Origin of the sequence: Brooklawnia sp., from assembly GCF_049651565.1 — a bacterium.
GTDB lineage: Bacteria > Actinomycetota > Actinomycetes > Propionibacteriales > Propionibacteriaceae > Brooklawnia.
In genome coordinates this window covers 23,016-35,811 of record NZ_JBASCI010000172.1, presented here as the reverse complement: position 1 = coordinate 35,811, position 12,796 = coordinate 23,016, and the positions used below count along the sequence as shown (strand labels likewise).

Below are 12,796 nucleotides of genomic sequence, written 5' to 3'. Positions count from 1 at the left end.
CTTCACCACCCAGGCCTCACCGGTGGTGCTGACCGACCTCACCACCCCGACCGTGCTGGCGCCCAGCGCGCCACAGGCCAGCGTGGTGGGCGGCAGCCTGGTCCACGTCGACGAACAGACCTGGTGGGGGGTGTGCCGGTCGTCCCTGGCCGACCAGTACGTGCAACTACCCGGCGGCGCCGGCGCCAGGCTCACCATCATCAACCCCGAAACGGAGGACGCACTGGTCGACATCACGTTGAGCGGCCCCGAAGGGGAGATCACCGGGGACGGCCTGCGCGGCATCACGGTGCCCGCCAACGGCCAGCACCAGATCGACCTGGAGCCCTTGGCCGAGTCGGTGAACGCGCTCGGCGCGCGGGTGCGCAGCAGCGTCGGACGGGTGACCGCGGTGGCGCAGGTGTTCCGCGACCAGGGCGGCGACTTCGCCAACAGCACCGTGCAGTCCAGGCAACTGGTCGTCGCCGGGATCCCGGCTGACGCGAGCAGCGTCCAACTGCTGCTGACCAACCCGGGGACCACCCGCAACGTGATCCGGCTGGAGGGGCTGGGTGAGGGCGGCCGCTACGACGTAGCCGGCTTCGAGTCCTACGCCGTTGACGCCCAGCGGACCATCGCGATCGACCTGACCGACTCCCTGGACGGGGCGCCGGCGGCCCTCGTCATCACCGCCCGCGACGAACTGGCCGTCTCCGCGGTGGTCGAGATGGAGGGCGACTTCGGCATCACCCAAGCGGTGGTGGACGAGCAGTCAGTCGCCCGGCAGCAACTTGTCGGGGCGGTCGCCGGGGCGGGGACGCTGCAGATCGCCAACCCGAACTCCGGTGAAACCCTGGTGGTGGTCGACTGGGGTGCCGACCAGGCCCCTGCCAATCGAACCGTGCCGGCCGGGGCAGTGGTCTCGATCGACATCCCGGCCGGGGCCGACCGGGCCCGCATCGAGGCCACCGCGCCGATCTCGGCAGCGGTCATGCTGATGGGCGGCGACCGGCCGGGGTTCGCCATCGGCGGGTTGTTGTCGGCTGCGCGCCAACAGGCGTCCATGCCGATGGAGGTCGACCTCAACCTGGGCCGCTGAGGCGGGCGGGCCGGCGCAGGACTCAGTAGTCCTCGTCGATCTCCGGATCGATGTCGTGCATCGACCGACCGGTCAACGCCGACAGTTGCTCGACCAGCGTCAGGTGCACCAGGTCACGCAGGTCGGCCCGATCGGAGGCGCGTCGCTCCAGCGGACGGCGGAAGATGACAATCCTGGCGGGCCGGTCCTCGGTGGCGTCGAGCGCGGCAGCCAGCGGCACCCGGTCGAGCAGCGCCCAGTCGAAGGCGCCGCTGGGCACGTCCTCGACCCCGATGTCGACGCCGGCCAGCGCGTCCGGGCAGGTCTGCATCAGCCGCTGCACCGACTGGCTGGTGGTGCTGATGAAGAACTCCGCCGCGCTGGGCTGGCCGGGCACCCGCAGCGCGGTCCTGGTGATCCGGTTCGGCAGCGCCAGCGGCCCCCGGATCCCACGACCGTGCCGGTCGCGTCGCCTGATCATGCCGTGAACTTTAACGCGGAGCTTGAGACACGGGCCGCTGCGCCCGGGTCAATGCGCGCGCCGGCCACCGGTGCCGGTTAGCTTTGTCGGGTGATGATCAGGCAGTGCTCGCGCAACGGGTGCCGGGGCCGGGCAGTGGCCACCCTCACCTACGTCTACGCGGACTCCACCGCGGTGCTGGGGCCGCTCGCCCTGCAGGCCACCCCCGGTTGCTACGACTTGTGCGCCGCCCACGCTCGCAACATGTCGGCCCCGGTCGGGTGGGAGATCATTCGGCTGGCACAACCCCAGGCCGCGCCACCAGAACCCGATGAGGACGACCTGCTGGCGCTGGCCAATGCAGTGCGCGAGATCGGTTTCGCCGACGGTTCCGGTTCGGCCCAGCAGCCCGATCCCGACTCGGTGGTCGAACTGGGTCGACGCGGCCACCTGCGGGTGATCGTGGACGCCGCCAAAGGTGGCATCCAGTAGGCTGACCGGGTGAATCTGGCAGCGGTGCGCATCGTCGCGTTCGACCTGGACGACACCCTCGCCGAATCGAAGTCTTCCCTCACCCCACAGATGGCCGACGTGCTGGCCGACCTGCTGGACGTGATACCGGTCTGTGTCATCTCCGGCGGACGTTACGAACAGTTCGCCAGCCAGCTGCTGGCCAACCTGCCCGAGCGGGCCCACCTGGCCGAACTCCACCTGATGCCCACCAACGGCACCCGCTACCTGCGCCACGTCGACGGCGAGTGGCGCGAGCTCTACGCCCACGACCTGACCGAGGACGAGAAGGAGCGCGCCACCCGGGCCCTCAGCCAGGCCGCCCACGAGCTCGGCCTGTGGGAGGACGACGCGGTGGTGACCGGCCTCCGGATCGAGGACCGTGGTTCGCAGATCACCTACTCCGCGCTCGGACAGCGGGCGGCGGTGGCCGACAAGAAGCGGTGGGACCCCGACGGCGCCAAGCGGGAACGGCTGCGGGCCGCGGTGGCGCAGCGCCTGCCCGACCTCGAGGTGCGGGCCGGCGGTTCGACGTCCATCGACATCACCGGCAAGGGCATCGACAAGGCCTACGGCATGCGGGCACTGGCCGAGCAGACCGGTTTCGGCCTGGATGAGATCCTGTTCATTGGAGACCGGCTGATGCCCGGCGGCAACGACTACCCGGTCCTCGAGTTGGGTATCGCCTGCCATGCGGTGTCCGGCCCCGACGACACTGTCGAGTACTTGCGCGAACTGGTGCCGCAACTGGCCCGAGCGAAGGAGGAACCCATGGTGAGAGAAGGTGGCGTCGACGAGCTGGGCCTGACCCGGCAGTTCCTCGACATCGTGGCCTGCCCGGCCTGCCACAGCAGCTTCGCGGTCGACTACGAATCGGCCGAACTGATCTGCGTGAACGCCAGTTGCGGGCTGGCCTACCCGGTGCGCGACGGCATCCCCGTGCTGCTGGTCGAGCAGGCCCGCCGCCCGAACTGAGGACCCGGACATGATCGGCACCTTTGACGAGACCCGGCTCGACGACCCGCAGGTCCTCGCCGTCTACGACGAACAACTGCGACACCTGGCCAGCTTCGGCGCCCGCATCCGCATCGAGGCCGCCGACGCCCAGCCGTCCGACCGGCTGGACGCCCAGCCGCGCGGTGTGGTGGTGGTCGGCGCCGAGGCCCGGCTGCTGCGCGCGGTGCTCGAACCAGTCTGCCCGGTTCCACTGGTGGCCTGGCCGCTGCCCGGGCTGCCCGGCTGGGTCGGGCCGCTCGACCTGGTGGTGGTGCTCGCCAGCGAACCGGCCAGCCAGGGCGACCCTGCGCTGCTGGCAACCACCATCGAGGCCACCCGCCGCGGCTGCATGGTGCTGGCGGCCACCCCGGCCAGCTCCCAGATCGCCCAGTCCAGCCACGCCATCGTGGTGCCGACCCGCACCGCCGATCCCACCGCGGCGGCGATCGTGGTGCTGTCGCTGTTGCACCAGGTCGGGCTCGGACCGGAAGTGATCCCCGACCATGCGGCCGAGGCCGCCGACATGGTCGCCGAGGAGTCCAGCCCGCACCGCGACCTGTCCACCAACCCCGCCAAGGACCTCGCCTGCGGGCTGGGGGACGCCCAGCCGCTGATCTGGGGCGGGTCGGTGCTGGCTGCCCGGGCCAGCCGGCGGATCGCCGCCGGCATCCGGTTCTACTCCGGCCACCCGGTGCTGGCTGCGGACGCCAGGGAGATCGCGCAGGTTCTGCAGCATGTGTCGCCCAAGGACCCGTTCGCCGACCCGTTCACCGATGGCGAGCAGCGCAGCACCGTGCTGGTGTTGCTGGACGACGAACTGACCAGCCCGGCCGCGGCCGCCGACGACCGGCTGCTGCGGGAGCTGGCCGAGCAGCGGGGGGTGCGGATCTGCGAGCTGAACGCCGGGGTGGGCAGCGAGATCGACCGCTACGTCACCCTGCTGCTGCGCGGACTGTACGGGGCGAACTACCTTGCGGTGGCGACGGGGGCCGAACCAGCCCTGATGAGGTAGCGGAATCGGCCGTACCGGGGGCGGCTAGTAGGCTTCCCGGCATGGATTACCGCGTCGCAGACATCGGACTGGCCGACTTCGGCCGCCGCGAGATCAGGTTGGCCGAGCACGAGATGCCCGGACTGATGGCGATGCGCGAGCAGTACGCCGCGTCCCAGCCGCTGGCCGGCGCCCGCATCGCCGGCTCGCTGCACATGACGGTGCAGACCGCGGTGCTGATCGAAACCCTGGTCGCGCTCGGGGCCAAGGTGCGCTGGGCGTCCTGCAACATCTTCTCCACCCAGGATCACGCGGCCGCGGCGATCGCCGCAGCCGGCATCCCGGTCTTCGCTTGGAAGGGCGAGACGCTGGAGGAGTACTGGCGGGCGGCAGTCGAGATCTTCCGCTGGCCGAGCGGCGAACTGCCGACCATGATCCTGGACGACGGCGGTGATGCGACCCTGCTGGTCCACAAGGGAACCGCGTTCGGCCGTGACGTCCCTGCGGCGGGTGACTCGCGGGAGTACCGGGTCATCCTCGACACGCTGCGCGCCACCACCGACATCGACTGGGACGCCATCGCCGACAACCTGTACGGCGTCACCGAGGAGACCACCACCGGCGTCCACCGGCTGGACCAGATGGCCCGCGAGGGCACCTTGCGGTTTCCGGCGATCAACGTCAACGACTCGGTCACCAAGTCGAAGTTCGACAACATCTACGGTTGCCGGCACTCGCTGATCGACGGCCTGAACCGGGCCACCGACGTGCTGATCGGCGGCAAGACCGCCGTGGTGTGCGGGTACGGTGACGTCGGCAAGGGCTGCGCCGAGTCGTTACGCGGTCAGGGCGCCCGGGTCCTGGTCACCGAGGTCGACCCGATCTGCGCGCTGCAGGCCGCCATGGACGGCTACCAGGTCGTCCGGCTGGACGACGTGATAGCCACCGCCGACATCTTCATCACCGCCACCGGTTGCTGCGACGTGATCAGCGCGCAGCAGATGAGCCGGATGAAGCACCAGGCGGTGGTCGGCAACATCGGCCACTTCGACAACGAGATCGACATGGCCGGGCTGGAGGCCTGGCCCGGTGTCGAACGCGAACCGATAAAGCCGCAGGTCGACCTGTGGCGGTTCGCCGACGGCCACGGTGTACTTGTGCTGTCCGAAGGCCGGTTGCTCAACCTCGGCAACGCCACCGGGCACCCGAGCTTCGTGATGAGCAACTCGTTCACCAACCAGGTGCTCGCCCAGGTCGAGCTGTTCACCAACCGCGAGGCGTACCCGCTGGGCGTGCACGTGCTGCCGAAGCGGCTGGACGAACAGGTCGCCCGGCTGCACCTGGCGGCTCTGGGCGTCCGGTTGACCGAGCTGACCCAGCGGCAGGCCGCCTACCTCGGGGTTGCGGTGACCGGCCCGTACAAGCCGGAGAACTACCGGTACTAGTTCCGCAGTAGCGGATCGGACCCGGTGACAGGCACGCAGATGCGTGCTTCAATGGCTGGCGTGGCAGATTTCCGGATAGCTGAGGCAGCCGCCCTGCTGGGGGTCAGTGACGACACCGTCCGCCGGCTGGTCGAGGCCGGCAGGCTTCCGGTTCACCTGGATGCGCACAACCGCAAGGTGGTCGACGGCTCGGCGTTGGCAGCCTACGCCGCCGCCCAACCCAGCGCCCCGGAGGACACCTTCGGATCCAGGGTGTCGGCCCGCAACCGGCTGATCGGGCTGGTCACCGACGTGCGGACCGACGGCGTGATGGGCCAGGTGAAGCTGCGCTGCGGACCGTTCACCATCACCTCGCTGATCAGCGCCGACTCGGTGCGGGAACTCGACCTGCAGCCCGGCAGCCTGGCAGTTGCAGTGGTCAAGTCGACCAACGTCATCATCGAAACCCCTGAGGACCCCAGGTGATCGGTCGCGTTGTTGCGGCCGCTGCCGCCCTGCTCCTGCTCGCCGGCTGTGGTGGGGCTGAGGCGACCAGGGACGCCGCACCCGGCCTGACCACGGCCACCCAGAGCGGGTCCGCCGATGGGACGGTGCTGAGCGGCACGGTCAACGTCTACGCGGCCGCCTCGCTGACGGCCACCTTCACCGAGCTCGGCGAGGCGCTGATGGCCGACAACCCCGACCTTGATGTGCAACTCGTCCTCGCCGGTTCGTCCGACCTGGTCTCCCAGCTCTCCGGCGGCGCCCCCGGCGACGTCCTGGCCAGCGCCGACCAGCGGAACATGACCAGGGCCGACGACGCCGACCTGCTCGCAGGCGAGCCGACGTCGTTCGCCACCAACCACCTGACGATCGCGGTCGCCCCCGGCAACCCCCACCAGATCTCCTCGCTGGTCGACCTGACCGACCCGCTGCTCAACGTCGTCACCTGCGCCCCGCAGGTGCCCTGCGGTGGGGCCACCCGGCAGGTGGCCGAACTGGCCGGCGTCGAGTTGGTCCCGGTCAGCGAGGAGAACTCGGTCACCAGCGTGCTGGCCAAGGTGACCGCCGGCGAGGCCGACGCCGGTCTGGTCTACCGCACCGACGCCCGCTCTGCGGGCGAGGACGTGACCGCCGTCGACTTCCCCGAGGCCGACCAGGTGACCAACGTCTACCCGATCGCCCTGCTGGCCGACGCCCGCAACCCCCAGGCCGGCAAGGAGTTCATCGACCTGGTGCTGTCCGAGCAGGGTCAGGAAGTGCTGCGCCGGGCCGGCTTCAACTCCGCCCCGACCACGAGCTGACCCACGATGGGACCCACAGGAGTGCCGGGCTGGCTGCTGATCCCGGCCGGCCTGGCCGTCGTCTTCGTCGGTCTGCCCCTGGTCGGCCTGGTGCCCAGCGTCGACTGGCCGGACTTCTGGGGTCTGATCACCTCCGGGTCGTCGCTGGCCGCGGTCCGGCTCAGCCTGCAGACAGCCACCGCGTCGACCCTGGTCTGCCTGCTGGTGGGCGTGCCGCTGGCCCTGGTACTGGCCCGGTTGCGGTTCGCCGGACGCCGGCTGCTGCGCACCATGGTGCTGCTGCCGCTGGTGCTGCCCCCGGTGGTGGGTGGCATCGCCCTGCTCACCGCGTTCGGGCGCCGCGGGCTGCTCGGCCGCCACCTTGATGCGCTGGGTGTCCAGATCGCCTTCACCACGCTGGCGGTGGTGATGGCCCAGGTCTTCGTCTCGCTGCCATTCCTGGTGATCAGCCTGGAAGGGGCCCTGCGGTCGGTCGATCCACAGGTCGAACAGGTAGCCGCCACCCTGGGCGCCGGGCCCACCCGGGTGTTCACCCGCATCACCCTGCCGATGGTCGCCCCGTCGCTGGCCAGCGGCGCGGTGCTGGTCTTCGCCCGCGCACTGGGGGAGTTCGGTGCCACCCTCACCTTCGCGGGTTCGCTGCAGGGGGTGACCCGCACCCTGCCGCTGGAGATCTACCTGCAGCGGGAGGTCGAGCAGGACGCCGCGGTCGCGCTGTCGCTGCTGCTGGTGGTGGTGGCAGCCGTCATCGTGGCCACGGTGTACGGACGGGAGCAGCGATGAACGGGTTGTCGGCTGATTTCCGAGTCGATGCCCGCGACGTGCAGCTGGCGGTCGAGGTGGCCGACGGCGAGCGGCTGGCCGTGATCGGACCGAACGCCGCCGGCAAGTCGACGCTGCTGCAGGTGGTGGCAGGGTTGCTGGACCCGGACCGGGGCCGGGTGAGCCTGGCCGGCCGCGTCCTTACCGACACCGCCCACGCCATCCAGGTTCCTCCGCACAGGCGACGAATCGGGCTGCTGGACCAATCCGGGCTGCTCTTCGGCCACCTCAACGTGGCCGACAACGTGGCGTTCGGGCCGCGCAGCCGGAGGGCCTCCCGAAGGACCGCCCAACGCACCGCCCACGAATGGCTGGAGCGGCTCGGCGTGGCCGACCTGGCGTCCCGGCGGGTCGGCGAAGTGTCGGGCGGTCAGGCACAACGGGTGGCGCTGGCCCGGACACTGGCGTCCGAACCGGACGCGCTGCTGCTGGACGAACCCACCTCCGCCCTCGACGTGCGGATGGCGGCCGGGCTGCGGACGGTGCTGTCAGACCTGACCCGGGGCCGCACCACCGTGCTGGTCAGTCACGACCTGCTCGACATCGTCTCGCTGGCCGACCGGGTGGTCGTCGTCGAACAGGGACGGGTGGCGGAGCAGGGTCCAACCGCCCAGCTACTGGCCCGGCCCAGCTCGGCGTTCGCCGCCCGGCTGGCCGACGTCAACATCATCCGGGGCGAGCTCGCCGACGCCAACACCCTGGTCTTTGGGCCGATCCGGGTGCACGGGCTGCCCGACGACCCCACCGCGACCAGCGGCCCGGGCATCGCCACCCTGCGGCCAGGTGCGGTGGTGGTCGCCTTACACGAACCGGACACCAGCGCCCGCAACACCTGGCCGGGCATGATCAGCTCGCTGTCCACCCTGCCGCACGGCATCCGGGTGCGGGTCGACGTCGGCGGCACCGAACTGGCCGCTGACGTGACCGCGGCCTCGGCAGCCACCATGCACCTCGAACCCGGGCTGCCGATCTGGCTGGCGGCCAAGGCTCAGGAGGTCTCGCTCAGCCGGCTGTGAGTGCTGCTTCCCAGCCCGCTGCACGATCGCCCAAACACCCTCGCACGATCGTGCAGCGACCGGATCGACGGCTGAGTGTTTGGTCAATTCTGCCTCGCGGCTGCCTGTCAGGCGCCACGATGCGGCAAAGTTGAACCGATGCGGCGAGTCCGGCCAAAGGCGGAAGGGAGTGTCCGATGAAGAGACTCGAGACCGACGTGGTCGTGGTGGGCGGGGGATCCACCGGTGTCGGGGTGGTCAGGGACGCGGCGATGCGCGGCTACCGGACGATCCTGCTGGAACGGGCCGACCTCGGTCAGGGCACCACCGGGCGCTTCCACGGGCTGCTGCACTCGGGCGGACGTTATGTGGTGAGCGACCCGCAATCGGCCACCGAGTGCGCCGAGGAGAACGAGATCCTGCGACGCATCCAGGCCGACGCCATCGAGGACACCGGCGGCTTCTTCGTCGTCCCACCCGACGACGACCCCGACTACGCCGACAAGTTCCTGCGCGGCGCGCAGGACACCCGCGTCCCGGCCCGCGAGATCAGCGTCGCCGAGGCGCTGCGCCGCGAACCCCTGCTGAACCCCGGCATCCTGCGGGCGATCGAGGTCGCCGACGGGTCGGTGGACGGCTGGCAACTGGTCTGGGGCGCCGCGCGCTCCGCCGAGGCCTACGGGGCCAGCGTGCTCACCTACCACAAGGTGGTCGGGATCGAACGCGACGGCGACCGGGTGGCGGCGGTGCTGGCCCGCGACCTGAAGAACGACGAGGACGTCCGCATCGACTGCAACTTCGTGCTCAACTGCGCCGGGCCGTGGGCCGGTCAGGTGGCGGCGTTCGCCGGACTGCACGACGTCAACGTGGTGGCCGGCCGCGGCATCATGATCGCGATGAACCACCGGCTGGTGAACACCGTGATCAACCGGTGCGTCTACCCGACCGACGGCGACATCCTGGTGCCGGTGCACACCGTGTCGATCATCGGCACCACCGACGTCAAGGAGGAGGACCCGGACAGACTGCCGATCCCCCGCGACGAGGTGCAGCAGATGCTGGACGCCGGTGAGAAACTGGTGCCGACCTTCCGGCAGGCGCGGGCCGTGCACGCCTGGTCGGGCGCGCGTCCGCTGATCAAGGACGAACGGGTCGCCGACTACGACACCCGGCACATGAGCCGCGGGATGGCCGTCCTCGACCACGCCCAACGCGACGGGCTGCGCGGCATGCTGACCATCGGCGGCGGCAAGCTGACCACCTACCGGCTGATGGCCGAGCACATCGTGGACGCGATGTGCGACCAGTTGGGGGACAGCCGGCCCTGCACGACCGCCAGCGAGGTCGTGCCCGGCAGCGAGGACCGCAAGCTGTACCACGTCACCCACCGGCTCGCCGAGGCCGAGGAGGAACGTTTCACCGACCCGATCATCTGCGAGTGCGAACTGCTGTGTCGCTCGCAACTGGTCGAGGCGCTGCACGCCCAGCCCGATGCGAACATGGACGACATCCGCCGCCAGACCAGGCTCGGGATGGGGCCCTGCCAGGGTGGCTTCTGCTCCACCCGGGCGGTCGGCATCGCCTGCGCCGAGGGGGTGGCGGACGCCGGGCGGGCCACCGCGCTGCTGCGCCGGTTCCTGAAGAACCGGTGGATCGGGTTGTGGCCGATCCTGGCCGGCGACCAGGTACGCCAGACCGCCCTCGATCACTGGATCATGCAGGGCACCTATGACGTTGAACACCTGCCGCAATCGGCGAAGGAGGTCGTGTCGTGAACGACGTAGTGGTGATCGGGCTCGGGCCGGCCGGTCTGAGCGCGGCCCTCAGGCTGGCCGAGTCGGGCCGCCGGGTGCTGCTGGTGGCGAAGGGCGAGGGTGGCTTCCAGCTCTCCCAGGGCACCATCGACGTCTTCGGTTACGCACCGCAACCGGTGACCGATCCGCTGGCCGCCATCGGCGAACTGACCAACGGACACCCCTATGCCCAACTCGGCGCCGGCCGGGTGCGCGACGCGGTCAGCTGGCTGCGCGACGTGCTGGGGGAGGAGCTGCTGGTCGGCGACCCCGGTCGCAACTACTGGCTGCCGACCGCGCTGGGTGCGATGCGTCCGACCGCGCTCGCCCAGCCCTCGATGGTGGCGGCCCACCAGGCGGCCAGCTATGCGGTGGTCGGGTTCCGGCAGTTGAAGGACTATCCGACCGCGCTGCTGGCCGGCAACCTGGGCTGCCCGTTCGCCTGGGTCGACCTGCCGGCCCGCCGGGAGGCCGACTCGTCCGCGCTCAGCTACGCCCGGGCCCTGGAGGACCCGGCCTACGCCAAGCAGTTCAGCGCCGCGGTCGCGGCGGCGGCACCCGAGGGTGACGTGCTGCTGCTGCCGGCGATGCTCGGTGTCCGGCCGGGCAGCTGGCGCCGGATCGCCGACCAGGTGGGCCGCCCGATAGCGGAGGTGCCGCTGCAGCCGCCGTCGGTGCCCGGTATCCGACTGCACGACGCGCTGCTGGCCAGGTTCAAGGCGGCCGGAGGTCGGGTGATCATCGGCAGCCGGGTCGTAGGCTGCCGGACCGACGGCGACAAGGTGGCCTCTGTGAGGCTGGCGGTGGCCGGCGGGACGCGTGACCTGCGGGCGTCCGACTTCGTCTTCGCGCCCGGCGGGTTCGCCAGCGGCTCGATCGCCGTCGACAGCTACGGGACGATCACCGAGCCGGTCTTCGGGCTGCCGCTGACCGCCACCAACGCCCACGAGCTGATCGGTCCCGACTACTGGGCGCCGCACCCGCTGTTCGAGGTGGGGGTGAAGGTGGACGACGCCGGCCGCGCCAGGTACGACAACCTGTACCTGGCCGGTGACATCATCGCCGGCGCGGAACGCTGGCGGGAGAAGTCCGGTGAGGGCATCGCGGTGGCGACCGCGTTCCGGGCCGCTGAATCGATCATGGGAGGACAGGCATGAGCAAGTCCGAACGAGCAGACCAACTACGCGACCGGCTGAACAACGAACTCAAGCGGGTCAGCCTCGACCACTGCGTCAAGTGCACGCTGTGCGAGCAGTACTGTCCGGTCTCACCGGTCACCGAACTGTTCACCGGCCCCAAGTTCGTCGGGCCGCAGGCCGAACGGTTCCGCAACGAGGTGTCGGTCGACCACTCGGTCGACTACTGCTCCAGTTGCGGTACCTGCACCGTGGTCTGCCCGCAGGGGGTCAAGGTGGCCGAGCTCAACTCGCTGGCCCGGGCAGTGATGAAGGCGGAGCACGGCATGCCGGTGCGCGACCGGCTGATCACCCAGACCACGCTGATGGGCCGGATGATGACCCCGGTGGCGCCGATCGCCAATGCGGTGCTTGGCAACTCGCTGGCCCGCAACCTGATGGAGAAGGTGGTCGGGGTCGACAAGGACGCCCCGATGCCGACCGCTCGGTCCCGCACCTTCCGCGGCTGGCTGCGGTCGCGCCCCAGGCCCACCAGGCAGCCCACCCGCGGGCCGGTGGTCTTCTTCCACGGCTGCGCCGGCGGCTACTTCGAGGTGGAGGCCGCCATCAAGGCGGTGGAGGTGCTCGAGCACATCGGCTTCCGGGTGCTGGTGCCCAAGCAGGGCTGCTGCGGTCTGGCCGAGCAGAGCAACGGCCTGTTCGAGCAGGCCACCGACTCGGTGCGATCGCTAGTCGCCCAACTGCGCTCGGCGGGGGAGGGCCTGACCATCGTCAGCACCGCCGGCAGTTGCGCCGGCATGCTCAAGCACGAGGCCCACGAGATCCTCGGCCTGCACGATCCCGAACTGCTTGACGTCGGTGCCCGCACCCGCGACATCTCCGAGTTCCTGATGGAGTTGCACGACGCCGGTGAACTGCCTACCGACTTCAAGCGGATCGACCTGCGGGTGCCGTACCACCAGCCGTGCCAGGTGCGCAGCCAGGGCATCGGGATGCCGGCTGCCGACCTGCTGCGGCTGATCCCCGGCATCGAGGTCGTCGAGAGCGGGTCGATCTGCTGCGGCATCGCCGGCACCTACGGACTGAAGAAGGAGAAGTACGAGATCGCCCAGGCGGTCGGCAGGTCCTTGTTCGAAATGGTCGCCGACACCAACCAGGGTCTGGTGGCCTGCGACACCGAGACCTGCCGGTGGCAGATCGAGAAGTCGACCGGCGTGCGGACGGTGCATCCGATCGTGCTGCTGCACCAGGCGTACGGGCTGAGCTGAACCTCCCCGCCCGGGAGCGGCAGATGGCGCCCGGGGTGGG

General features: G+C 70.4%; 13 protein-coding genes and 1 pseudogene. 13 read left to right on the top strand and 1 reads right to left on the bottom strand.

The annotated features are described in order from the left end of the window. Positions 1–1,078, top strand: a 1,078-nt coding sequence (locus WBL05_RS07970; RefSeq protein ID WP_424225036.1) for a DUF5719 family protein, incomplete at its 5' end; no start/stop codon positions are given. A 22-nt stretch (positions 1,079–1,100) separates the two neighbouring features. Here WBL05_RS07970 and WBL05_RS07965 read toward each other — a convergent pair. Further along, positions 1,101–1,538, bottom strand: a complete 438-nt coding sequence (locus WBL05_RS07965) for a metallopeptidase family protein (RefSeq protein ID WP_424225034.1) — start codon at positions 1,536–1,538, stop codon at positions 1,101–1,103. A 93-nt stretch (positions 1,539–1,631) separates the two neighbouring features. Between WBL05_RS07965 and WBL05_RS07960 the strand changes: the two genes are divergently transcribed. The 12 genes and pseudogenes from WBL05_RS07960 to WBL05_RS07905 all read left to right on the top strand — a co-directional run bounded on the left by WBL05_RS07960 (position 1,632) and on the right by WBL05_RS07905 (position 12,756). After that, entirely contained in the window at positions 1,632–2,009 is a 378-nt protein-coding gene (locus tag WBL05_RS07960) for a DUF3499 domain-containing protein (protein ID WP_424225044.1), read from the top strand. A 9-nt stretch (positions 2,010–2,018) separates the two neighbouring features. Further along, positions 2,019–2,774: pseudogene (locus WBL05_RS07955) on the top strand (HAD-IIB family hydrolase); the annotation flags it as partial. Between the two features lie 24 nt (positions 2,775–2,798). Beyond that, positions 2,799–3,002 carry a Trm112 family protein gene (locus WBL05_RS07950; protein WP_424225042.1) on the top strand — a complete coding sequence of 68 codons (204 nt, stop codon included), beginning with the start codon at positions 2,799–2,801 and terminating at the stop codon, positions 3,000–3,002. A 10-nt stretch (positions 3,003–3,012) separates the two neighbouring features. Next, the gene (locus tag WBL05_RS07945) at positions 3,013–4,035 is read left to right on the top strand and encodes an SIS domain-containing protein (RefSeq protein ID WP_424225032.1); all 1,023 of its coding nucleotides are present in this window, start codon (positions 3,013–3,015) and stop codon (positions 4,033–4,035) included. Between the two features lie 41 nt (positions 4,036–4,076). After that, positions 4,077–5,459, top strand: coding sequence for an adenosylhomocysteinase (gene ahcY, locus WBL05_RS07940; RefSeq protein ID WP_424225030.1), 1,383 nt, complete (start codon positions 4,077–4,079; stop codon positions 5,457–5,459). A gap of 51 nt (positions 5,460–5,510) precedes the next feature. After that, positions 5,511–5,924 (top strand): TOBE domain-containing protein, encoded by a 414-nt coding sequence (locus tag WBL05_RS07935; protein WP_424225040.1) that lies wholly within the window; start codon positions 5,511–5,513, stop codon positions 5,922–5,924. Beyond that, the gene (modA, locus tag WBL05_RS07930) at positions 5,921–6,742 is read left to right on the top strand and encodes a molybdate ABC transporter substrate-binding protein (protein WP_424225028.1); all 822 of its coding nucleotides are present in this window, start codon (positions 5,921–5,923) and stop codon (positions 6,740–6,742) included. Before WBL05_RS07935 ends, modA begins: the two co-directional genes overlap by 4 nt. Positions 6,743–6,748: 6 nt before the next feature. Next, on the top strand, positions 6,749–7,525 hold the full coding sequence (locus tag WBL05_RS07925; RefSeq protein WP_424225026.1) for an ABC transporter permease: 777 nt from the start codon (positions 6,749–6,751) through the stop codon (positions 7,523–7,525). Beyond that, positions 7,522–8,580 (top strand): sulfate/molybdate ABC transporter ATP-binding protein, encoded by a 1,059-nt coding sequence (locus WBL05_RS07920; RefSeq protein WP_424225024.1) that lies wholly within the window; start codon positions 7,522–7,524, stop codon positions 8,578–8,580. Before WBL05_RS07925 ends, WBL05_RS07920 begins: the two co-directional genes overlap by 4 nt. Before the next feature lie 176 nt (positions 8,581–8,756). Next, on the top strand, positions 8,757–10,334 hold the full coding sequence (glpA, locus tag WBL05_RS07915) for an anaerobic glycerol-3-phosphate dehydrogenase subunit GlpA (RefSeq protein WP_424225022.1): 1,578 nt from the start codon (positions 8,757–8,759) through the stop codon (positions 10,332–10,334). Continuing rightward, complete coding sequence (glpB, locus tag WBL05_RS07910) at positions 10,331–11,509, top strand: glycerol-3-phosphate dehydrogenase subunit GlpB (protein ID WP_424225020.1); 1,179 nt, start codon at positions 10,331–10,333, stop codon at positions 11,507–11,509. Before glpA ends, glpB begins: the two co-directional genes overlap by 4 nt. Further along, the gene (locus WBL05_RS07905) at positions 11,506–12,756 is read left to right on the top strand and encodes an anaerobic glycerol-3-phosphate dehydrogenase subunit C (RefSeq protein ID WP_424225018.1); all 1,251 of its coding nucleotides are present in this window, start codon (positions 11,506–11,508) and stop codon (positions 12,754–12,756) included. The genes glpB and WBL05_RS07905 overlap by 4 nt, the downstream gene beginning before the upstream one ends. Positions 12,757–12,796: the final 40 nt, after the last annotated feature.